Here is a 21,803-nt window from a genome sequence, read left to right on the forward strand (position 1 = left end):
AATAAATTCATATGAATGAGGGGGAGAAGATGGATAGATTATTAGCGCGTTTTTTTCAATATATTGCCTTTAATACTCAAGCAAAACCATCCGCTAAAACCATTCCCAGTAGTAACGGTCAATTGGATCTTGCCAAAGTGTTATACGAGGAGCTGATCCCGCTTGGTTTTGCTGATGTGACTCTCAATGAGAGGGGTTGTGTTATGGCAACATTGCCAGCAAATGTTGCAACACCAGTGCCTGTCATTGGTTTTATTGCCCACCTCGATACCTCCCCGGATTTTTCTGGTAAGCATGTTAATCCCCAGATTGTGGAAAATTATCGTGGCGGCGATATTGCATTAGGAATGGGAGATGAGGTGTTGTCGCCAGTCGCGTTTCCTGTATTACATAGCCTATTGGGAAAAACATTAATTACGACTGATGGGAAGACACTGTTGGGTGCTGATGATAAAGCCGGGATCGCTGAAATCATTACCGCACTGGTGCGTTTGAAACAGGGAAATATTCCCCATGGTGATATTCGGATAGCATTTACGCCAGATGAAGAAATTGGCAGGGGTGTGCACTATTTTGATATAGAGGCTTTCGGCGCAGAATGGGCCTATACCGTTGATGGAGGCGGAGTAGGAGAATTGGAATTTGAAAATTTCAATGCCGCATCAGTGGCAATCAAGATTGTGGGTAATATGGCTCATCTGGGCAGTGCCAAAGGCGTCATGGTTAACGCATTGACATTAGCCATGAACATTCATCATGCCTTACCTGTTGAAGAAACCCCTGAACAGACGGAAGATTATGAAGGTTTTTATCATTTGCAGAATATGAAAGGCACAGTCGAACGAGCCGAGATGCACTACATCATTCGGGATTTTGACAGGGCTAATTTTGAAAAGCGTAAAAAAAACCTCATTGCTATTGCGGAAAATGCAGGAGAAGGATTGCCCCCAGACTGTTATATTGAGCTGGCGATAGATGATGATTATTACAACATGCATAGCGAGATGCTTAAATATCCCCATGTTATTGCCATTGCTAAACAAGCGATGCTGGATTGTCATATTGAGCCGATAATCCAGCCGATCCGAGGGGGCACGGATGGCGCACAGTTATCTTATCGTGGCCTCCCGTGCCCGAATATATTCACAGGCGGCTATAATTGTCACAGCAAGCACGAATTTATTTCACTGGAGGGCATGGAGCAAGCAGTTAATGTGATTATGCGGATTGCTGAACTGACGGTAAGTCACGGAAATCATGTCCCGCCTGAATAACACGCCGTCATTCAGAAAATAAGGGGCAACCCATCTTGCCCCTTAGTTTGGATTAATCATTAAAATACCAATAACCGCTATTGACCAAAGCCGTAAGCAGGCTGACAAATCGGACATCATCAATAGCGTCACCCAGAAGTTCAGCGTTGACTTTGTCATATTGGCAAATGGCATCAGTAGCATGGAGATGAGGAGTATCTATCAATTCGCCATTGGCGAAACATTGATCGCCAACCCGCAGGACGCGCAGGCCACTCAAGCGATTTAATTCTTCGCCTTGTTTTAGCAAATCATAAATCTCATCGCTTTCATAAGGAGGTTCAGGTGGTGCCAGATCTAATTCATGGCGCGATTGGGAGATAAATTCGCCAAACCAATGTTGGAAAGTTTCTGGTTGTTCCAACAATTCACGCATCATTGAGCGCAGTGTGTCCAACTCGTTTGTTTGGATTTGGGCTGGGTTATTACGAAATGTCAGTCCAGGATCACTGTAGCGATGGCTTCCCAGCTCGTTTGCCAGAATATAATCCGCAAATCCACTGAATAATTCACGGGCATTGGGGGCACGGAATCCCACTGAATAGTTCAGTGAAGCCTCAATAGCATAGCCTTCGTGTGGGAAACCCGGTGGAATATAGAGTATATCGCCCGGTAACATCTCTTCATCAATGATTGCCTCAAAGGGTTCAACCTGCAACAAATCAGGATGAGGGCAATGCTGTTTCATGGAGACCTTTTCACCTACCCGCCAGCGTCTGCGCCCTTTTCCTTGAATGATAAAAACATCATATTGGTCAAGATGGGGGCCAACACCACCGCCGGGTACGGAGAACGAGATCATCAAGTCATCCATGCGCCAGTCAGACAGCACACGGAATGGTTTCATCAGTGCAGAAGAGGGGAGATGCCAATGGTCAACAGCTTGTACAAGCAAAGACCAGTTTTTTTCGCCTAAATGGTCGTAGGTTTCAAATGGTCCGTGGGAAACGTCCCAGCGCCCATTTTTCTGACTGACCAAACGGCTATCGATTTCATTTTCCATCGCCAGACCCGCCAGCTCATCGGGGGAAAGAGGATCAACAAACTGATGGAAACCCTGTTTAATCAGCAATGGTCGTTTTTGCCAATGGCTTTGCAAAAACGCCTGCCAGTCCAGATTTAGCTGATAATCCATGGTGACATCCTGAAGTGAGAGGTGAATTTCGCGCTATTATAACGAATAGTCAATGACGATATCAGATTTGGCTGAAATATTTTGAGATTGTGATTGTGTTGGGCGCGAAATATCACGCTTACCCTGGCACCACCAAGTGGACTATCATCAATGCTGATATCACCTTCATATTGCTCGACAATTTCAGACGCTATCGACAAACCAAGACCTTGACCTGATCGCAATGTATCGGCGCGTAAACCACGCTGAAAAATCATTTCTCGCTTATCAGGGAGGACACCTAATCCATCATCATCGACAATAATAGTGACTGCATTTTCTCCCATTGTGGCGGTGATTTTGACCAATTTCAGGCAATATTTACAAGCGTTATCCAGAATGTTTCCCATCACTTCCAGAAAGTCATTTTTTTCCCCTAGCCATGTTACTTCAGGAGAGACATCGAGCATAATTTTGATGCCCTTATGTTGATATACCTTAGTTAAGGCACTGATTAGGCCATCCAGCAAGATTGGGACAGAAGAAATCTGCCTCAGAAGTAAGCTATGGTCACTGCGCATATTGGCTCTGTGTAGATAATAGCCGATTTGTTGGGATATCCGGTCAATTTGTTCAAGCATAATAGGTTCAGCTTGTTCAATGGTCAGCTTTTGAGGGGGGCGCAGAGAGCGCAGGGTTGATTGCAATACCGCTAGAGGTGTTTTCAGGCTATGCGTCAAATCCGAGAGGGTTGTGTGATATTTGGCATAACGTTTACGTTCATTGGATAGCAAGTTATTTAAGTTTCTGACCAGCCCTTTTAATTCAGTAGGAGGGTTCTCATCCAGTTCTTTCCTTTCTCCATTTTCTAATGAACTGATCTGGGTAATTAAGGATTTTATTGGCCTAAGACTCCAGTCAGCGGCAAGCCAGATTAATGGAATGATGAGAAGTAAGTTAGCGATGAGTACATATCCAAACCATTCCCATACTTTTGCTGATTCCTGTACATCTTGTGGAATGGTATCAATGATAACAATGGTCATGGCAGGCAGTTTGTCAGTGGCAGGATAAATATTTACAGCAACTGAATAGGTTAATAACACGTCCTTACTATTTTCTGCCTTTTTTGCATTATCTTGATTCGGTGTTGCTGTTGGATTATAGAAAAAATCCCCTTTTTCTTTAAAATACGCTTCTAATGTATATAAGCCATCTTTTTTCAGCCAGTCAGGATCAATCATTCTTTCCAATTCAGACACATTATTCTGGCGCCAAAGAATATTTCCACCATTATCATAGATCAGTGCTAATGAGCGGTAATTCATGGAAAAATCTTTGGGAACAAGGATTTCTAGCTTGTTATTTTCCCATCTGGCTAATGTGAAAAATAGATTACTTTGGCTACGGAGTATGGAATAGCTTGTTTTATCAAAACTGACTAAATATCCGGCAATAGCAACAATGCCATATGATAGGGTCAATGCAAGAATAATAGCAGCCGTAGCCATGAGAAACCGTGTTCTCAAAGAAAAAGGTTTTTCAGAGAACTTAAGCATTATAAGATTTCACATCAAAGCGATACCCTTGACCACGAACAGTGACAATGACCTCTTCCGGCCATTCATTCAATATTTTTTTCCTCAAACGCCCCATTAATACATCAATTGTATGACTCTCACGTAATTCAGCGTCTGGATACAATTGGCGCATCAGCGTTTCTTTACTGACAACTTTGCCATTATTGCGCATTAAGGTTTCGATAATAATGTATTCAAAGGCGGTTAATTTAATATTGGTTTCATTGATAGAAAACTCCTTTCTTGAGAGGTTGATTAAAAATGGTGATATCTCAACTAATTGTGATGCCAAACCACTATTACGTCGCATTAATGCTTGTATGCGGGCATTAATTTCTTCCAGATGAAAGGGCTTGGTAACATAATCATCTGCGCCCGCATTTAGCACGTTGACTTTTTCTTGCCAGCTCTCACGGGCGGTAAGAACAAGGATAGGTAAATTAACTTGCTCACTACGCCAGCGCTGTAACATGCTAAGGCCATCTTCTCCCGGTAACCCTAAATCAACGATAGCAATATCAGGGTGACTTTCTTTAAGATAATAATCTGCTTCTTTAGCATTCTCCGCAGCATCAACTTGATGTCCAATATCCCGTAATTGTACGGTTAAGTGATGGCGAAGCAATGCATTATCTTCAACGATCAATATCCGCATAATGATTCCTTATGCTAATCAGTAATTAATGTTTATCAAATAAATTTAAAATAGCTAAGTCATCAACTTCGTCAATAAAGATTAAATAAAAATATAGATATATGATTATGAGTAAACTAAGTATAGTAACTATTTATCTTTTGTTGGTATATTAATGATTGGTGCATTTAAAAACAAATGGTTAGGTTGAAATAGTAAATAAATTTACAATTTATTTAACTTCTATATAATTCATATACTCAATAGTATTCAGGTTGCTATGTGATTTGCGATGCAGAGCGTCTGCTGGGATTACGCAGCGGGCAGGAAATTGCAGCACAGAAATCGCGCATGGGCGGAATAGAACCCGCCCATCTGTATGGATAAACACAGATTATTTTAACTGGTCAACCAGCGAAGTAGCGTATCCAATGTAATTTGCTGGCGTCATGGATTTGAGGCGCGCTTTTTCCGCTTCAGGAAGCTCAAGGCCATCAATAAACGCGTTCATACCTTCAGCATCAACACGTTTACCACGAGTCAGTTCTTTCAGTTTTTCATACGGTTTTTCAATACCATAACGGCGCATAACAGTTTGGATAGGTTCTGCTAATACTTCCCAATTGCTATCCAGTTCATTCAGTAAGTGCTGTTCATTGACTTCCAGCTTATTCAACCCCTTCATCGTGGATTGATAAGCAATCAATGCATATCCCAGACCGACACCCAGATTACGCAATACTGTCGAATCTGTCAGATCACGCTGCCAGCGAGAAACAGGCAATTTGCTGGCAAGATGCCCCAGGACCGCATTTGCCAGGCCCAGGTTGCCTTCTGAGTTTTCGAAATCAATCGGATTGACTTTATGTGGCATGGTAGAAGAACCAATTTCCCCGGCGATGGTTTTTTGCTTGAAATGGCTCAAGGCGATGTAACCCCAGATATCGCGATCAAAATCGATTAGGATGGTGTTGAAACGCGCCACACAATCAAACAGTTCTGCAATGTAATCATGGGGTTCAATCTGAGTGGTATACGGGTTCCACTGAATACCTAAAGAGGTCACAAATGACTCACTGAATTGATGCCAGTCAACTTGTGGATAGGCGGATAAATGCGCATTATAGTTACCAACCGCCCCGTTGATTTTGCCCAGAACTTCTGCCTGCTCAAGCTGACGGAATTGGCGCTTCATCCGATAGGCAACGTTAGCAAATTCCTTGCCGACCGTGGAAGGTGTGGCAGGTTGACCGTGTGTACGCGATAGCAGTGGCAGATCGCGATAATCATGTGCCATGCGTGTGATGGTATCAATTATTTGGCGCCATTGCGGCAGCAGAACTTCCTCACGGGCTGTTTTAAGCATCAAGGCATGTGACAGGTTATTAATATCTTCTGATGTGCAGGCAAAATGAATAAATTCTGCAACCTGATGCAGGGCAGGAATATGCGCGACTTTCTCTTTCAGAAAATATTCAACCGCTTTAACGTCGTGGTTGGTTGTGCGTTCAATCTCTTTGATACGCAGTGCATCCTGCTCAGTGAAATTTGCAATAATTTCATCAAGGTAAGCGTTTGCGTTGGCGTCAAAAGCAGGAACTTCTTGGATTTCTGTGGTTGCAGCCAGTTTTTGCAGCCAACGTACTTCGACTTGCACACGGAATTTTAGTAAGCCGAACTCACTAAAAATAGCGCGTAGTGCGCTGACTTTATCGCCGTAACGGCCATCAATTGGAGAAACAGCGGTCAGTGAGGATAATTCCATTGGTAGCAACTCCCGGATTTTATTTAACAATGTATGTTTAACAGCTTTATGTTTAATAATTTAGATTTAACAATTTTTCGCTAACAGTCTTTACCATCTAACCGTTAGCAAGGATCTCTTTTGCCTGTCGGATCAGGCGTTGACGAGAAAACATGATTTGCAGGCGGCTACCGCCAACTTGTTGCCATAAAACGGCACTACGGATACCGGCCAGTAACACCGATCTGACTTTTGCCTGAATCAACGAATTACGTAATACATCAGGTGAACCCGTTACCTGAATGCGTGGTCCCAACGGGCTGATAACATCAACATAAATTCCAGCCAGAGCGTTGAACATTCCCTCTGACATAGGTTCAAAATAGGCTTGCTGGCGTTCTAATTGTTCGATGCGAGTTGCCAATTGATTGACGGCAGACGGATTTTTACTCAAGCGGCGTTCCAGTGCCACCAAACTCAGCATATAGCGGGTAAGATCGGCAGAAACGCCACTATGTGAACCATTGAACATACCCAACATGGCATCAAGACCAACACGCAGGTTGCAGGCATTATTGCCAAAGACATCCAGCGTAGAGGTTGGATTCATATTCAGGACACTGTTGATCATGATTTCAAAAGCATCAGTATCACACTGGCCTTCATGGGCAAGTTTTTGTACCAGACGGCCTGACTGACAGATACCTGCCAGCGCCAGTGTAATATCGTAATAATTTTTAGCCACAACTACTCCTGTATACGTTGTTCGATCACACCACCACCGAGACAAACTTCACCTTGATAAAACACAGCTGATTGACCCGGGGTGATAGCGGCAACAGGGCTATCAAAACGAACCTCAATGTTATCTTCGCCCAGAGGGACGACAGTGCAGGGAATATCATGCTGACGGTAGCGTGTTTTGACTACACAGCGTATTTCTGCTTGCAGTGGTTGGCGATCCACCCAATGCAGTTGCTGGGCAATCAAACCGACCGACATCAAACGAGGATGCTCATGGCCTTGGGCAACAATCAGTATGTTATTTTCGACATCTTTATCGACGACATACCAGGGTTCTTCACTACCGTTTTTCGTACCCCCAATCCCCAGTCCTTTGCGCTGGCCGAGTGTATGGTACATCAAGCCAGTATGTTGGCCGATGGTCTGTCCATCAACTGTCATTATCGGGCCAGGCTGGGCGGGTAAATAGCGCCCAAGGAAATCACGGAACTTACGCTCACCAATAAAACAGATGCCCGTCGAATCTTTTTTCTTTGCGGTAACCAGGCCAATTTCTTCGGCAATGCGGCGTACTTCGGGTTTTTCCAATTCCCCTACCGGAAACAGGCTCTTGGCAACTTGCTGGTGGCTTAAGGTATATAAGAAATAGCTTTGATCTTTATTATCATCCAGGCCACGGAGCAATTGGCTCATGCCGTTCACATCCCGACGACGGACATAATGCCCGGTTGCAATATAGTCAGCCCCTAAATCCTCTGCGGCAAACTCCAGAAATGCTTTGAATTTGATTTCTTTATTGCAAAGAATGTCAGGATTGGGGGTTCTACCTGCTTTATATTCAGCAAGAAAATGTTCGAATACATTATCCCAATACTCGGCTGCAAAATTAATGGTATGCAGTTCTATACCCAGTTTGTCACAAACGGCCTGGGCATCAGCAAGATCGGTAGCCGCCGAGCAATACTCTTCACTATCGTCTTCTTCCCAGTTTTTCATGAACAGGCCAGCTACCTGGTAGCCCTGCTGTTGCAGAAGGTAGGCGGAAACGGATGAATCAACACCGCCGGACATGCCGACAATGACTTTTTTCTGGCTGTTATCTGTCATGGATATATCTCACTGCGGAAAAAAACAAACGCAATACTTTAGCACGTTGGCAACCAAGGTGCACCAAGCGTCTTCATTTGGCGAAAGGTGAACCATAATAATCCAGTATCGAGAGTGGATAAGCTTTGTGCTCCAGGTAGCAAAGAAGACTTTCGGCGACCAGAGGGGAGCGTAACTGTGAACTGTTAAGGATTTCTTCTGCACCTAACCAATGGCAGCAATGGATATCGTTATCTTGTGGATTGGTATCTATGACTTTTTCCATTTCAACCAGGAATAAAAAACGGATAAATGGGGTTCTGTCCGGCGCAACCCATTGGTGCAATTTTAAAAATGCTTGTGGTTGTGCACGAATTCCGGTTTCTTCCCACAGTTCCCGTTCAGCAGCAGCCAGTAATGTTTCATCCGCTTCAAGGTGGCCTGCTGGTTGATTCCAGAGGGGCTTGCCGTTGATCAATTCTTCAACAATCAAAAATTTATTTTCTGCATGAACAATGCAGGCAACCGTGACGTGTGGGCTAAACAAGATTAATTTCTCTCCATTCTCCAGGGGATAATGAGTCTAATTGTATTGAACTCATACTAAAACGGATTAGGCGCAGTGTAGGATAACCCACATGAGCGGTCATCCTACGTACTTGCCGATTGCGTCCTTCATATAACGTAATTTTAAGCCAACTTACCGGAATACTTTTTCGTTCCCGGATAGGAGGCGTTCTCTCCCAGAGCCATTCAGGCTCTTCGACTAATTCAGCGCCAGCGGGCAAGGTCGGGCCATCTTTCAATAAAACGCCGCTACGAAGTTTATTCAGCGCCGTTTCATCAGGAATGCCTTCTACCTGAACATAATAAACTTTAGCGGTTTTTTTATCGGGTTGAGTCAATTTAGCTTGCAATTTGCCATCATTGGTCAACACCAGCAAACCTTCACTATCACGATCCAGACGACCAGCGGCATAAACATCAGGAAACGGGATAAAATCTTTTAACGTTGCTCTGCCCATTTCATCGGTGAATTGAGGTAAGACATCATAAGGTTTGTTAAAAATCAATACCCGACGAGGGCTGATTGTTTTTTTTATAGCTCTGTTATTTTTTCTCTGGCTGAATCGGTTAAGTTGGCGTTTTTTAAAAGAGATATTTGTCATGATAAGCCATCGTTAAAAATAGAGGTGCGTATTATACCTTAAATCTGTGACCGTTGGCGTTTGCAGAATATTCAAGTAGTATTGACACGTCCCTTACAAAAAATTAACAAGGCATTGCGCTTATTTGAAAGGAGAGGTTAATGGAAAGCAAAGTAGTTGTTCCGGCGGAAGGTAAAAAAATTACTATTGATGCCAAAAGTAAATTAAGTGTTCCGAATAACCCTATTATCCCTTATATCGAAGGGGATGGCATTGGTGTTGATGTTACGCCGGTCATGCTAAAAGTTGTTGATGCCGCGGTTCAGAAAGCGTATAGCGGTGAGCGCAAAATTTCCTGGATGGAAATCTACACAGGTGAAAAATCCACGCATGTCTATGGTAAAGATGTTTGGTTACCAGATGAAACGCTAGATTTGATTCGTGAATACCGTGTTGCTATCAAAGGTCCTCTGACAACGCCAGTAGGTGGTGGTATCCGTTCGCTGAATGTAGCACTGCGTCAGCAATTGGATCTGTATGTCTGCCTGCGTCCGGTTCGTTACTATCAAGGTACGCCAAGCCCTGTTAAGCAGCCTGAATTGACCGATATGGTTATTTTCCGCGAAAACGCTGAAGATATTTATGCGGGTATTGAGTGGAAAGCAGGTTCAGCGCAAGCGGACAAAGTGATTAAATTCCTGCAAGATGAAATGGGTGTTAATAAGATCCGTTTCCCTCAACAGTGTGGTATCGGTGTAAAACCTTGCTCAGAAGAAGGCACTAAACGTTTAATACGTGCCGCGATTGAATATGCTATTGATAATGACCGTGAATCAGTCACTCTGGTTCATAAAGGTAATATCATGAAATTCACTGAAGGTGCTTTCAAAGACTGGGGTTATGAACTGGCTCGCACTGAATTCGGCGGAGAATTGTTGGATGGTGGTCCGTGGGTTAAGATCAAGAATCCTAAAAATGGCAAAGATATCATCATCAAGGATGTAATTGCAGATGCTTTCTTGCAACAGATCCTGCTGCGTCCGGCAGAGTATGATGTTATCGCTTGTATGAACCTGAATGGTGACTACATTTCTGATGCTTTGGCTGCACAGGTGGGTGGCATCGGTATTGCTCCAGGTGCAAACATTGGTGACGATTGTGCACTATTCGAAGCAACACACGGAACGGCACCTAAGTATGCAGGTCAGGATAAAGTCAACCCGGGTTCGGTGATCCTTTCCGCTGAAATGATGCTGCGCCACATGGGATGGTTCGAGGCCGCAGACCTCATTGTTAAGGGAATGGAAGGCGCGATTGCCGCGAAGACCGTGACTTACGATTTTGAGCGTCTGATGAATGACGCTAAGCTTCTGAAATGTAGCGAGTTCGGCGATGCAATTATCTCGCATATGTAATTAATTGCTTAACTGAAACGGGGGCTTATGGCTCCCGAAATCATTTATAGAATTCGGATAGGCACAAGAAACTTCAGAAATAGTGGCTTCAGTGATTTTTACTTCATAGAATAATTCCAATTGTCCAGCTTGACCAGTTCTGAAAAAAATAAATTTACCATCTAGCGATTCGTTGGAATCTATTGCCATGGCTAATAGTGGTGATGATTTGTCTATGGGTTTAATAAATTGTATAGGACTGTGACTAACGTTTTGCTGACGAGTTATTGAGTGGTTTAAACTCAGTACCTGTATTTGGTTTTCGTGTCCGTTCTGATACCTATTTCCTATTGAATCGAGAGTTGAACACCCCGCAGATATGAGGCCTTGCTTTTTACCATTTAATGTTAGATAAATCATGTATGACATAAAATTACCATCCTAGTTATTTATAGATAATCTAAATTAATAATATATCACACAGGTTTTCTTTAAAAAAGAAATATAAATCCAAATAAACGGTTTGGTTTTATATTATTTTCTAATGATTTTTGTTAAATGCTCATTTTTATTTGATTATCCTCTTTAAATATGAAATGTAAAGCGACAACATTACGCCCATTTTTAACAATATCAACGGATACAAGCAGATTACTTTTTTGATTTAGTTCTTTTATAGACACGTATTCAACCCGTTGATGGTTGTGTATAATCGCCATTTTTTGGAGAGATTAAATGGCAACAGTTGAAGTAAAATGTCGATTTTGTCAGCAAACGGAATTCGTCAAAAAGCATGGTAAAGGCGATGCCGGTCACCAACGCTATCGCTGTTTCTCTTGCAACCGAACCTTCCAATTGGAATACGCCTATCGAGCGTGTCAAGCGGGTATAAAAGAACAAGTCGTTGATCTTGCCATGAACAACGCAGGAATTCGTGATACTGCACGTGCATTGCCTATCAGTATTAATGCTGTCGTCCACGTTTTAAAAAACTCAAACCGCGATGCGTAACGACACTCCCGCTGGATAATGTCAACGTTCAGCTTATTTGTGAAGTTGACGAAATGTGGTCATTTATCGGGAATAAAAGATGCCAACGCTGGCTATAGTATGCCTGGGAGCCTCGGTTGAAACGGATCATTGCGCATACGTTTGGAACGAGAAACAAGAAGACGCTCAGGAAACTTCTCAAGAAGCTCGCCTCGTTCAAGGTCGTGTTCTGGTGTACCGATAATTTCAAGGCTTACAACCTATTACCAGAAAGCCAGCACCTCATCGGAAAGACGTTCACTCAACGTATTGAGCGGGAGAATTTGACTTTGCGCACCCGAATTAAACGACGCAATCGCAAGACGCTGGGTTATTCTAATTCATCAGAAATACACGATAAAGTCATCGGAACCTTCATTGAACGTGAATACTATGTTTAATACCAATCAACGGTTGAACGCCCCAGTTATTTATTGGAAGCCTTTTACGCGGTTCAGAAGTCCATAATCTGTTTATTTTTTATAGTTAAGGGAAAATGCGATCTTTATGACAGAAAATAAAATTCTATTTTATAACACCAGCTGTTTTTGTTGTGATGACTGAATTTTATTCAGATAGTGGTTATGATGTTAGTATCAACGGGAGTGATGGCTCCCGTTTTTCATTAACTTCGACATATATTAGGCTCTATGTACTATCTTTTTCTATTTTTTCCACAATCTTATTGTATTCTTTCCAAACAACAGACATTGGTGAGTTCAAACAGCAGATAGAGATTGACCCCCCTGTTGCAGGGTGATATTCATACTTCGATTTTCCTCTATAAACTCTTTTGGGCAGTATATTGTCTGCGGGATTCTTTCTTTTTCGCTCTAACATCAATTATAACCTCACTTGCAGATTATCTGATGGCCAGATAGTGGATTATTAACATCTTATTAACCTGTTATTGTTGTTTCCTATTATAAAAATAACAACTGAAAATTTTAATATGCAATGGTGACTTTTTCCAACTATCACAGTATTAAAATTTAATAATCTCATCTTAAGTGAAATATTACTATATGTTTCCGAAAATATTAGAAATTTAAAGATTAAATTTTGTAATTACCTCAATTTTTTTAATGAATTTGGTTATTACTACATTAGTGATATAGCAGTGCGTGATTATCTAAATTTGTTCTATGTATTTTGTTTGATATGACATTAATAACTTTCAATTAACATATGCTCTATATATTGTGGGCATTGGAATAGGTATTAGATTGACGCTGGTTTTGATAGGTTGTATTTTAGTTGCCAACTGGTTTCGTATTTTAAGTCCAATTGTTAATTTATTTATGTTTCTTGCTTATATATGGGAAGAAAATTACTGCGCGTTTTTTGCGCTAAAAATATAATTAGGTGGCTTGAAATAAGAAATGAAGCGTTTATGGATATCAAAACAAATGTTCAATAACGCTAAAGTAAATGTAAAAATTTCATTAAAAGTTACCCATTGAAATAAATATTGTGTTACATTCTTTTCGCTTTAATGGCTTGTATCTCTGTGTTTTTCGTATACAGAATTATGTTACTTGTTAATTATAAAAGGAATTAAGCACAATAAAATTTCGCCGAATACGGCGCTATGGTCAGCTAATGTTTGCTAATTAGTAAGGGGAAAATATCTTGACGGATCTGATTAACTTCATTAACAACATTCTTTGGGACTATGTACTGATATACCTTCTCCTTGGGGTTGGTCTTTACTTCACACTGCGTTTTGGTTTTATACAACTTCGCCACTTTGGCCACATGTTTTCAGTTCTGAGAAATAGTAATAAGTCGGATGATTCTGGCATTTCATCTTTTCAGGCCTTGTGTACCAGCCTTGCTGCTCGTGTAGGAACCGGTAACTTAGCAGGCGTTGCTATTGCAATTACTGCCGGTGGACCAGGGGCTGTTTTTTGGATGTGGGTAGTGGCATTTATTGGTATGGCGACTGCCTTTGTGGAAAGCACGCTTGCCCAGTTGTACAAGACGAAAGACGATCAAGGAAATTATCGCGGTGGCCCGGCTTACTACATGGAAAGAGGGTTGAAGAAGCGATGGATGGGAATTCTATTTTCATTCTTCCTTATTATCGCGTTTGGTCTTGTATTTAATGCTGTTCAGGCAAACTCAATTGCGGAAGCGGCTGCCTTTGCTTTTAATATCAAACCAATTTATGTCGGTATCGTATTAGTCATTATCAGTGGTGTAATTATTTTCGGCGGGCTGCGTTCTATCGCTCGGGTCGCGGAATTGGTTGTACCCTTTATGGCAATTTCCTATTTTATCCTGGCACTTTGGGTTGTTGGTCACAACATTGAACGTATCCCAGCGGTATTTGCACTGGTTATCAAGAGTGCCTTTGGCATTCAGGAAGCGATAGCGGGAACATTAGGCTACGGCATCTCCCAGGCAATGCTTCAGGGGGTTCAACGCGGATTATTCTCGAATGAAGCGGGGATGGGTTCTGCACCAAATGCGGCAGCATCAGCTTCTCCATATCCACCCCATCCGGCCTCTCAGGGTTATGTGCAGATGTTGGGGGTATTTATGGATACCATCGTTATCTGTAGTGCGACGGCGATGATCATCCTCTCTTCTGGTGTTCTTAACGAAAACGTTACTGCGATCAGTGGAATTGAATTAACTCAGCGAGCATTATCATCCGCGGTTGGACATTGGGGAACGATGTTTGTTGCGATTGCTATTTTCTTCTTTGCCTTTACGTCGATTATTGCCAATTACGCTTATGCTGAAAGCAATATGATATTCCTGGAGCGTAACCACACTGCTGGCTTATTTATTCTGCGGTTGGCTGCGTTGGGTATGGTAATGTTTGGTACATTGGCAGACGTACCTCTGGTTTGGAATATGGCTAACCTATCAATGGCGTGTATGGCTATTGTTAACTTGATTGCCATATTCATGTTGTCAGGTATCGCGGTGAAACTGGCGAAAGATTATAACCAGCAGAGAAAATCAGGCAAATTACCGACATTCAATATTAATAGCTACCCAGAGATCCAACAGCAAGTTGAAAAAGGTATTTGGGATAATGATGCACCGCATAACGGTGAGAAGAGTAATTGCTGATACTGAAATGTCTATAGGATATCAGTAACACAAGATGACTCGTATCAAGTAACTTTATTAGCCAGCTATTCGTTCGTTCCGCGAATAGCTGGCTTTTATTTGTTCTTAAAAACATGCGGATAAGTAAAAGAACACCACATCTCTTTTTGTTTCATCTAATATATAATCATCATAATGTTATCTTTTTCCGTAAAATAGCTGACCGATCATGATAAAACGATTAATAATATGCATATTTATCACATTGTTGATTGGTTGTTCTTATTCCCCTAAGCTAAAAGATAGAAATGGTTATATTGTTGACTATTCCTATCCTTATTCGACCAAGCAAGGTATTGACTCAATTAGATTTCTTGTCCTTCACTATACCGCGTTAGATGATAAAAGATCTTTACGGGAATTAACGGGAGGCCGCGTTAGTATTCATTACCTTATTCCTTCGCAACCGAGATATCAGGATAAAGAGCCGATTATTTTCCAACTGGTTTCAGAAAAGGAAAGGGCATGGCATGCGGGAAAGAGTGAGTGGAATGGATACCAAAGCTTGAACCGCTATTCTATTGGTATAGAAATTGTTAATTGCGGCTTTAAACAAGAGTTTATTAAAAAAGAGTGGTGTTCATATCACCCATCACAAATTGACGCAATTATCAGATTGGCAAAAGATATTATGCACAGGCATAAGATCCAGGCTGTGAATGTTGTGGGTCATAGCGATATTGCACCACTGAGAAAAGAAGATCCTGGGCCTGTTTTTCCGTGGCGTGAACTTTATGAACAGGGGATTGGCGCTTGGCCCGATCATGCAACAGTGAATAAATATTTGGCGGGTAGAGCACCGGGTATGCTGGCGTCAGTAATATCAGTTCAGAAAGCACTGGCCCTTTATGGTTATAGTATTCCTCAAACAGGCGTTTTGGATAGCGCCACTTATAAAACGATTCAAGCATTTCAGATGCATTTTCGCCCGTCAGACATTAATGGCATTCCCGATGCAGAAACGGAAGCGATAGCTCTGGCATTGGTAGAAAAATATCAATAACGATTTATGCTTAATATATAGAAACAAAATGGTGTTTTTTGGAAAGAGAAAGTAGTGGATATAAGTAAGTTGAGACATGGCGGCCATGATGAATGGCCGCTAACGATACCAGGTTTTAAGATTCGCAGTTGTAAGTTAAATGTAGTGGAAGCTTAACTTCAAGTTCAATATCTGTACTTTGGCGAAAATCATAAGGCGTAATGCCGTACTCTTTACGGAACATATAGGTAAAATGGGATTGAGAGCCAAACCCGAAATCCAGGGCAATATCAAAAATAGGCAACGAACTATTTTTCAACAGATAAACAGCGCCAGCCAAGCGTCGTTGGCGGATGTACTTCCCAAGAGATATGCCGGTAACTTCCTTGAATATTTTCTGCATGTGCCAAAGTGAATAGCCAGAATAAGCAGCAAGCTCTTCAAGATGAATGACACGGCCAAGATGGTTTTCTATCCATTTACTCAGTGCGCATACAAGTGCTAAGTGGTTATCTTGTGCCATTACAATTTTAAATTGGTTGAAGGTTGGGGAAGTATACACAACTTCTTTTCAAGATGACAAAACCCATCATTAATAGGGAGGACAGTGATTAGATAAAAAATTTTAATACACTATTATCACTCTATCATATGATTACTCCCTATAATATTTTATTATAAAGTTAACTACAATGAAATAATCCTAAGGTGACCTCATTGAATACTAAAAAAATCCTTTTAGCTCTGTGCTTGATATTGATATGTCTGTTTTTGTATTTGTTAGCGTTGGATGTACATTGTGAGCAAGGTAATGATGTGTTCGAATTAGGTGTTTGTTCCATCACCCGATACTTGCCTTTTTGACATTCAATCAACCATATTTTGTCTGCATGTGTGTTAATATGCATCCGCAGTATTCATTCTTTGTAAATGGTGTTTTAATATCCACTTGATACGAATTAACAAACTCAATATTGCGTTAAATTAGTACATAACTCAATAACATATAATATGTTGAAGGAATTATGTTGAGAAAATTTGAACTCAACAAATTTTGCTCAATTTGAGAAGAGTAGGAGAATTTCTGGCTCTATTCAGGTACAAAGGTTCAAAACAACAAATAAAACAACTTCTAATGAGACGGGTTCTAAGCATCGTAAAAAGAGGATTAGATGGCAGAACAACAAGAACAACAATCTACGCTTAAGCGTGGTTTAAAGAACAGACATATTCAGCTTATTGCTCTCGGCGGTGCAGTAGGCACGGGGTTATTTTTAGGTGTTGCCCAAACCATTAAAATGGCAGGGCCTTCAGTGCTCCTTGGGTATGCGCTCGGTGGGTTTATCGCATTTTTAATTATGCGACAACTGGGCGAAATGGTTGTCGAAGAGCCAGTCGCGGGGTCATTTAGCCACTTTGCTTATAAATATTGGGGGAATTTTGCCGGTTTTCTGGCAGGCTGGAATTATTGGGCAATGTTTATTTTGGTTGGAATGGCAGAATTAACGGCTGTTGGTATGTATATCCAATATTGGTGGCCGGAAATTCCAACATGGATCTCTGCCGCAATATTCTTTGTACTGATTAATCTCGTCAATCTAATTAATGTTCGGTTATATGGTGAAACCGAATTTTGGTTCTCTATCATTAAAGTCAGTGCCATCGTCGGGATGATTATCTTTGGAAGTTATTTGCTGATTAGCGGTAATGGTGGCCCACAGGCAAGTATCACCAACTTGTGGCAGCAGGGCGGCTTTATGCCAAATGGGATTTCTGGCTTGATTATGGCGCTGGCTGTGATCATGTTTTCATTTGGTGGGCTGGAAATGGTAGGCATTACCGCAGCAGAAGCAGAAAATCCTGAGAAAAATATCCCAAAAGCCACTAACCAGGTTGTTTATCGCATCTTGCTGTTCTATATCGGTTCATTGGCTATTTTGCTGTCGTTGTACCCGTGGGAGAAGGTGGTAGAAGGCGGCAGCCCATTCGTTTTGATTTTCCATGATCTGGATAACTTCTGGGTAGCGAATGTGCTGAATGTGGTGGTACTAACGGCGGCGTTGTCTGTTTATAACAGTGGTGTGTATTGTAATAGCCGGATGTTGTATGGTTTGGCTAAACAAGGTAATGCGCCTTATGCACTCACAAAAGTTAACAAACGCAATGTGCCTGTCTTGTCTATTGGTTTATCAGCGCTGGCAACATCAATTGGTGTATTGATTAACTATGTTATACCCGGTAAGGCATTTGAGTTGTTAATGGCATTAGTGGTAACAACTCTGGTCATTAACTGGATTATGATTTGTTGTGCTCATTTGAAATTCCGTTCAGCTAAAGATAAAGAAGGTGTCAAGACGAAATTTCAGGCACTGTGGTATCCATTTGGAAACTATCTGTGTTTAGTATTCCTGGCATTCATTCTTGTTATTATACTAACGATGCCACCAATTCGTATTTCAGTCATCTTGATGCCGTTTTGGATAGGTGTCTTATGGATTGGTTATTTGATTGTTCGCTCAAAGAAAGCCAAGAGATAAGCAGATTAGTTGCCAATCCATGCCATGTTTTTTCAGCCGGGTATTATGCCCGGCTGATTGTTATTGTCAGTGCTAAATAATACATTAGCGTTATTTTATGTAACTAAACGCCATTATCTGGTGAATTCTATTTTTAATAAAATATTATTTCTGTATTTTCTCCATAATTCAGAATAAGAATATTTATACTCTTTTTTGACAATGTAGTTTCATTTTAAACGCTAACTACTCCAGCAAAATGTACTTTATGAAATCAATAAATCGTATAGATGAATAGTAAAAAATTATCCCACAAATATTATAATTGAATAATATTTAACAAATGATAAACAAAAAGTAAGCTGGTTACAGGTAAAACGACTATATTGTATGTTCAAAAATAATAAGTGAAATTAGCCATAATTTTTACAGCTATCTAAAATGAATTTTGTATAACGATAACTCTCTGGTCTACACCATAACTGATATGTAAAACAATATTATATATTAATCTTATTAAAGATATTGCTTTGGGTGAATTTTTCTTTTTACCTATATTCATAGGGTTACGTGACTTAAAGGTTATGGAGTAATTTCAATTCGGAATAGAAATTGAGAGTTTTAAATATGTGCGTTGTCTCCAGCACCTGAAAAAAATGGCTTGCGATTATATAAAGAGTATGTGATAAAACACATGGGTAAACGAAGTACAGTTCTGTTAATAAATAACAGTAACTAATACTGGTTTGTTTATTTTTATGCCAATAGGCTAATAAAGTGATTCAAAGGAAATTTTTGAAATGGCAAAAATCACTGGTACTGTGAAGTGGTTCAACGAGTCTAAAGGTTTTGGTTTTATTACTCCATCTGACGGTAGCAAAGATGTATTTGTACATTTTTCTGCCATTACGAAAGATGGATTTAAAACATTGTCTGAAGGCCAACAAGTTGAGTTTGAAATTCAGGATGGTCCTAAAGGTCCTGCTGCTGCAAACGTTAAAACTTTATAGTAATAAATTTAATTTAGCTGCTATTCGATTGCTGGTTAAATCTATTTATCGTTAGTTTAGTTTTATTATCTGGCGATAACCTATTGCAAATATCACTCTATTGGGGTACTAATGGAGTGATTTTTTTTGACTCGGGGCGTTCTTTATTGAACTGAGAAGTACCCGTATTACCTGATCTGGATAATGCCAGCGTAGGGAAGTCATGGTATATCTCTTATTCCGATACCCGCTTTTCTTTAGCTGGTGGTAGGAATCACCATAATGAGAATTAATTCACTGACTATCGCAGGAACCGATCCTGGCGGTGGTGCCGGCATTCAAGCCGATTTAAAAACCTTTTCTGCGCTTGGGGCCTACGGTACGACAGTTATCACTGCGTTGGTTGCGCAAAATACACTGGGTGTACAATCCGTTTATGAACTTGCTCCCCTCTTTGTTGCTGCCCAATTAGAATCCGTGCTTTCAGATGTCAGGATCGACAGTGCCAAAATTGGTATGTTGTCGAATGCGGCTAATATCGCTGTAATAGCAGAGTCGTTGCAGCGTTATCCTATTCCTTACATTGTATTGGATACTGTTATGGTAGCGAAAAGTGGTGATCCTTTGTTATCACCAGAGTCTGTTTCCGTAATGGTAGAGCAATTACTGCCGATCGTCTCTTTGATCACCCCTAATTTACCGGAAGCAGCAGCTATATTGAGATGTGATATTGCCAATACTGAAGATGAAATGTTATGGCAGGGGCGTGCATTACGTTCAATGGGATGCCAGGCCGTTTTATTGAAAGGCGGACATTTAAATAATGAGGAAAGCCCGGATTGGCTTTTTACCTCGGAAGGGGAGTGGCGTTTTAGCGCTCCCAGAGTCAATACACGGCATACTCATGGAACGGGTTGTACTTTATCCGCAGCACTTGCTGCATTGCGCCCCTACTCTGATTGGCAAAGTACGTTGCCGGTTGCCAAAACATATTTACAAAAGGCGCTGATGCAGGCGGATAGTTTGCAGGTTGGTCATGGCATTGGACCAGTCCACCATTTTCATCAATGGTGGTGAATTTTTGAATAATGGGGATGCGAGATCCCCATTTTGAACGTACTGAATCTAATGGATTAAGCGATGGTAATTTTCTTATCGAGATAAACATCCTGTACGGAGCGAATTAACTCAACGCCCTCTTTCATCGATTTCTTGAACGCTTTGCGGCCAAGGATCAATCCCATTCCTCCGGCACGTTTATTGATAACGGCAGTGCGGACAGAATCACTTAAGTCATTGTTTCCAGAAGCACCACCTGAATTGATTAATCCAGCGCGTCCCATATAACAGTTAGCAATTTGATAACGAACGAGATCAATCGGATGTTCAGAGGTCAAATTGCTATAGACGCGTTTATCTGTATGCCCGAACCCAATAGCAGTATAACCACCATTAGTTTCAGCCATTTTTTGTTTAACGATATCGGCGCCGATCGTTGCGGCCAGATGATTCGCCTGGCCGGTTAAATCGGCGCTGGTGTGGTAATCAACCCCATCTTTCTTGAAAGCGGAATTACGCAGATAAGCCCATAACACCGTGACCATACCGAGTTCGTGAGCGCGTTCAAAGGCGGCTGAAATTTCTTCTATTTGGCGGCGTGACTCGGGAGAACCATAATAGATTGTTGCACCTACCGCAACGGCACCCATGTTAAATGCCTGTTCGACACTGGCATACAACGTTTGATCATATTGGGCGGGATAGGTCAAAGTTTCATTGTGATTAAGCTTAACCAGAAATGGGATCTTATGTGCATAACGGCGAGAAACAGACGCCAGAACACCGTAAGTTGAAGCAACACAATTACAGCCGGCCTCAATCGCCAGTTCAACGATATTTTTGGGATCAAAATAGAGAGGATTGGTAGCGAAAGAAGCACTGGCGGAATGTTCAACCCCCTGATCTACTGGCAAAATTGAGAGATAACCCGTACCTGCCAGGCGTCCATGATTCAATAAGGTTTGCATGGAGCGAAGAACAGTATTGGGGCGGTTATTTTCGAGCATGATTCTATCAACGAAATCTGTACCTGGAAGATAGAGATTTTCACGTGGAATGGTATTACATTGATGTTCCAATAAACTCTCTGCGTCTTTTCCTAACAACTTAACGATATCAGTCATGATTAACTCCAGTTTGCAAAAGGCGCTACTGATTGTTGTTTATATTTGAGCAGATCACAAGACAAGTGGAAAGGGAAGCCGCAGTGGATCGCTCAGTTAAGACAAATGCTGCTAAAATTTAACCATGTTATATGACTATAAAGTAAAATAATATTTATCTGCTGTGGTGATAAATATTGAAGTTATTCAGAAATTGGATAATTTGGTTTATTTTTTCTCAA

20 protein-coding genes, 1 pseudogene and 1 riboswitch are annotated in these 21,803 nt (G+C 41.2%); of the genes and pseudogenes, 9 read left to right on the forward strand and 12 right to left on the reverse strand.

All coding sequences use genetic code 11. The features are described 5' to 3' along the window. Positions 1 to 29: 29 nt before the first annotated feature. On the forward strand, positions 30 to 1,274 hold the full coding sequence (pepT, locus tag ACSJJG_RS07425) for a peptidase T (protein ID WP_481088974.1): 1,245 nt from the start codon (positions 30 to 32) through the stop codon (positions 1,272 to 1,274). Between the two features lie 52 nt (positions 1,275 to 1,326). On the opposite strand, the gene ACSJJG_RS07430 is transcribed toward pepT, so the two are convergent. The 8 genes from ACSJJG_RS07430 to rluE all read right to left on the reverse strand — a co-directional run bounded on the left by ACSJJG_RS07430 (position 1,327) and on the right by rluE (position 9,384). Then, positions 1,327 to 2,448 (reverse strand): ribosomal protein uL16 3-hydroxylase, encoded by a 1,122-nt coding sequence (locus ACSJJG_RS07430; RefSeq protein ID WP_481088975.1) that lies wholly within the window; start codon positions 2,446 to 2,448, stop codon positions 1,327 to 1,329. Further along, positions 2,433 to 3,986: a two-component system sensor histidine kinase PhoQ gene (gene phoQ, locus ACSJJG_RS07435; RefSeq protein ID WP_481088976.1), complete on the reverse strand. Its 1,554-nt coding sequence runs from the start codon at positions 3,984 to 3,986 to the stop codon at positions 2,433 to 2,435. Before phoQ ends, ACSJJG_RS07430 begins: the two co-directional genes overlap by 16 nt. Continuing rightward, positions 3,979 to 4,662, reverse strand: coding sequence for a two-component system response regulator PhoP (phoP, locus tag ACSJJG_RS07440; RefSeq protein WP_481088977.1), 684 nt, complete (start codon positions 4,660 to 4,662; stop codon positions 3,979 to 3,981). The genes phoQ and phoP overlap by 8 nt, the downstream gene beginning before the upstream one ends. Before the next feature lie 373 nt (positions 4,663 to 5,035). Next, positions 5,036 to 6,406 (reverse strand): adenylosuccinate lyase, encoded by a 1,371-nt coding sequence (gene purB, locus ACSJJG_RS07445; RefSeq protein ID WP_481088978.1) that lies wholly within the window; start codon positions 6,404 to 6,406, stop codon positions 5,036 to 5,038. Between the two features lie 97 nt (positions 6,407 to 6,503). Next, positions 6,504 to 7,130, reverse strand: coding sequence for a high frequency lysogenization protein HflD (gene hflD, locus ACSJJG_RS07450; protein WP_481088979.1), 627 nt, complete (start codon positions 7,128 to 7,130; stop codon positions 6,504 to 6,506). Positions 7,131 to 7,132: 2 nt separating this feature from the next. Further along, positions 7,133 to 8,236 carry a tRNA 2-thiouridine(34) synthase MnmA gene (gene mnmA / locus ACSJJG_RS07455; protein WP_481088980.1) on the reverse strand — a complete coding sequence of 368 codons (1,104 nt, stop codon included), beginning with the start codon at positions 8,234 to 8,236 and terminating at the stop codon, positions 7,133 to 7,135. Between the two features lie 73 nt (positions 8,237 to 8,309). After that, positions 8,310 to 8,762 (reverse strand): NUDIX hydrolase, encoded by a 453-nt coding sequence (locus ACSJJG_RS07460; protein WP_481088981.1) that lies wholly within the window; start codon positions 8,760 to 8,762, stop codon positions 8,310 to 8,312. Next, positions 8,755 to 9,384 (reverse strand): 23S rRNA pseudouridine(2457) synthase RluE, encoded by a 630-nt coding sequence (gene rluE / locus ACSJJG_RS07465; RefSeq protein WP_481088982.1) that lies wholly within the window; start codon positions 9,382 to 9,384, stop codon positions 8,755 to 8,757. Before rluE ends, ACSJJG_RS07460 begins: the two co-directional genes overlap by 8 nt. Before the next feature lie 140 nt (positions 9,385 to 9,524). On the opposite strand from rluE, the gene icd reads away from it, so the two are divergent. Beyond that, entirely contained in the window at positions 9,525 to 10,778 is a 1,254-nt protein-coding gene (gene icd / locus ACSJJG_RS07470; RefSeq protein ID WP_481088983.1) for an NADP-dependent isocitrate dehydrogenase, read from the forward strand. Here the strand turns inward: icd and ACSJJG_RS07475 are convergent, their stop codons facing one another. Together ACSJJG_RS07475 and ACSJJG_RS07480 are read right to left on the reverse strand one after the other, a co-directional pair. Beyond that, positions 10,779 to 11,186: an Hcp family type VI secretion system effector gene (locus ACSJJG_RS07475; RefSeq protein ID WP_481088984.1), complete on the reverse strand. Its 408-nt coding sequence runs from the start codon at positions 11,184 to 11,186 to the stop codon at positions 10,779 to 10,781. A 125-nt stretch (positions 11,187 to 11,311) separates the two neighbouring features. Then, positions 11,312 to 11,476, reverse strand: coding sequence for a hypothetical protein (locus ACSJJG_RS07480; protein WP_481088985.1), 165 nt, complete (start codon positions 11,474 to 11,476; stop codon positions 11,312 to 11,314). A 16-nt stretch (positions 11,477 to 11,492) separates the two neighbouring features. Between ACSJJG_RS07480 and ACSJJG_RS07485 the strand changes: the two are divergent. From ACSJJG_RS07485 to ACSJJG_RS07495, 3 genes and pseudogenes are all read left to right on the forward strand, one after another. Continuing rightward, positions 11,493 to 12,187, forward strand: a pseudogene (locus ACSJJG_RS07485) (IS1 family transposase). A 1,231-nt stretch (positions 12,188 to 13,418) separates the two neighbouring features. Further along, positions 13,419 to 14,873, forward strand: coding sequence for an alanine/glycine:cation symporter family protein (locus ACSJJG_RS07490; protein WP_481088986.1), 1,455 nt, complete (start codon positions 13,419 to 13,421; stop codon positions 14,871 to 14,873). A 211-nt stretch (positions 14,874 to 15,084) separates the two neighbouring features. Next, entirely contained in the window at positions 15,085 to 15,915 is an 831-nt protein-coding gene (locus ACSJJG_RS07495) for an N-acetylmuramoyl-L-alanine amidase (protein WP_481090398.1), read from the forward strand. Positions 15,916 to 16,030: 115 nt separating this feature from the next. On the opposite strand, the gene ACSJJG_RS07500 is transcribed toward ACSJJG_RS07495, so the two are convergent. Then, entirely contained in the window at positions 16,031 to 16,417 is a 387-nt protein-coding gene (locus tag ACSJJG_RS07500) for a helix-turn-helix domain-containing protein (RefSeq protein ID WP_099118784.1), read from the reverse strand. A 185-nt stretch (positions 16,418 to 16,602) separates the two neighbouring features. Between ACSJJG_RS07500 and mgrB the strand changes: the two genes are divergently transcribed. The 4 genes from mgrB to thiD all read left to right on the forward strand — a co-directional run bounded on the left by mgrB (position 16,603) and on the right by thiD (position 20,476). Next, a complete protein-coding gene (gene mgrB, locus ACSJJG_RS07505) occupies positions 16,603 to 16,758 on the forward strand; it encodes a PhoP/PhoQ regulatory lipoprotein MgrB (RefSeq protein ID WP_099131379.1) in 156 nt (51 codons plus the stop codon). 308 nt (positions 16,759 to 17,066) lie between these two features. Then, positions 17,067 to 18,431: an amino acid permease gene (locus tag ACSJJG_RS07510; RefSeq protein WP_481088987.1), complete on the forward strand. Its 1,365-nt coding sequence runs from the start codon at positions 17,067 to 17,069 to the stop codon at positions 18,429 to 18,431. Between the two features lie 779 nt (positions 18,432 to 19,210). After that, positions 19,211 to 19,420 (forward strand): transcription antiterminator/RNA stability regulator CspE, encoded by a 210-nt coding sequence (gene cspE / locus ACSJJG_RS07515; RefSeq protein ID WP_481088988.1) that lies wholly within the window; start codon positions 19,211 to 19,213, stop codon positions 19,418 to 19,420. A 122-nt stretch (positions 19,421 to 19,542) separates the two neighbouring features. Then, positions 19,543 to 19,635, forward strand: a riboswitch (TPP riboswitch). Positions 19,636 to 19,681: 46 nt separating this feature from the next. Beyond that, positions 19,682 to 20,476 (forward strand): bifunctional hydroxymethylpyrimidine kinase/phosphomethylpyrimidine kinase, encoded by a 795-nt coding sequence (gene thiD / locus ACSJJG_RS07520; protein ID WP_481088989.1) that lies wholly within the window; start codon positions 19,682 to 19,684, stop codon positions 20,474 to 20,476. A 56-nt stretch (positions 20,477 to 20,532) separates the two neighbouring features. Here thiD and fbaB read toward each other — a convergent pair whose 3' ends face one another. Then, positions 20,533 to 21,582: a class I fructose-bisphosphate aldolase gene (gene fbaB, locus ACSJJG_RS07525; protein ID WP_481088990.1), complete on the reverse strand. Its 1,050-nt coding sequence runs from the start codon at positions 21,580 to 21,582 to the stop codon at positions 20,533 to 20,535. Positions 21,583 to 21,803 lie beyond the last annotated feature (221 nt).

This window comes from Xenorhabdus sp. SGI 60, assembly GCF_056632175.1.

Excerpts from the sequence above, each read along its gene's own strand:
- pepT (WP_481088974.1), top strand. The coding sequence starts at position 30 with ATGGATAGATTATTAGCGCGTTTTTTTCAATATATTGCCTTTAATACT.
- ACSJJG_RS07430 (WP_481088975.1), bottom strand. The coding sequence starts at position 2,448 with ATGGATTATCAGCTAAATCTGGACTGGCAGGCGTTTTTGCAAAGCCAT.
- phoQ (WP_481088976.1), bottom strand. The coding sequence starts at position 3,986 with ATGCTTAAGTTCTCTGAAAAACCTTTTTCTTTGAGAACACGGTTTCTC.
- phoP (WP_481088977.1), bottom strand. The coding sequence starts at position 4,662 with ATGCGGATATTGATCGTTGAAGATAATGCATTGCTTCGCCATCACTTA.
- purB (WP_481088978.1), bottom strand. The coding sequence starts at position 6,406 with ATGGAATTATCCTCACTGACCGCTGTTTCTCCAATTGATGGCCGTTAC.
- mnmA (WP_481088980.1), bottom strand. The coding sequence starts at position 8,236 with ATGACAGATAACAGCCAGAAAAAAGTCATTGTCGGCATGTCCGGCGGT.
- rluE (WP_481088982.1), bottom strand. The coding sequence starts at position 9,384 with ATGACAAATATCTCTTTTAAAAAACGCCAACTTAACCGATTCAGCCAG.
- icd (WP_481088983.1), top strand. The coding sequence starts at position 9,525 with ATGGAAAGCAAAGTAGTTGTTCCGGCGGAAGGTAAAAAAATTACTATT.
- ACSJJG_RS07475 (WP_481088984.1), bottom strand. The coding sequence starts at position 11,186 with ATGTCATACATGATTTATCTAACATTAAATGGTAAAAAGCAAGGCCTC.
- ACSJJG_RS07480 (WP_481088985.1), bottom strand. The coding sequence starts at position 11,476 with ATGGCGATTATACACAACCATCAACGGGTTGAATACGTGTCTATAAAA.
- ACSJJG_RS07500 (WP_099118784.1), bottom strand. The coding sequence starts at position 16,417 with ATGGCACAAGATAACCACTTAGCACTTGTATGCGCACTGAGTAAATGG.
- ACSJJG_RS07510 (WP_481088987.1), top strand. The coding sequence starts at position 17,067 with ATGGCAGAACAACAAGAACAACAATCTACGCTTAAGCGTGGTTTAAAG.
- cspE (WP_481088988.1), top strand. The coding sequence starts at position 19,211 with ATGGCAAAAATCACTGGTACTGTGAAGTGGTTCAACGAGTCTAAAGGT.
- thiD (WP_481088989.1), top strand. The coding sequence starts at position 19,682 with ATGAGAATTAATTCACTGACTATCGCAGGAACCGATCCTGGCGGTGGT.
- fbaB (WP_481088990.1), bottom strand. The coding sequence starts at position 21,582 with ATGACTGATATCGTTAAGTTGTTAGGAAAAGACGCAGAGAGTTTATTG.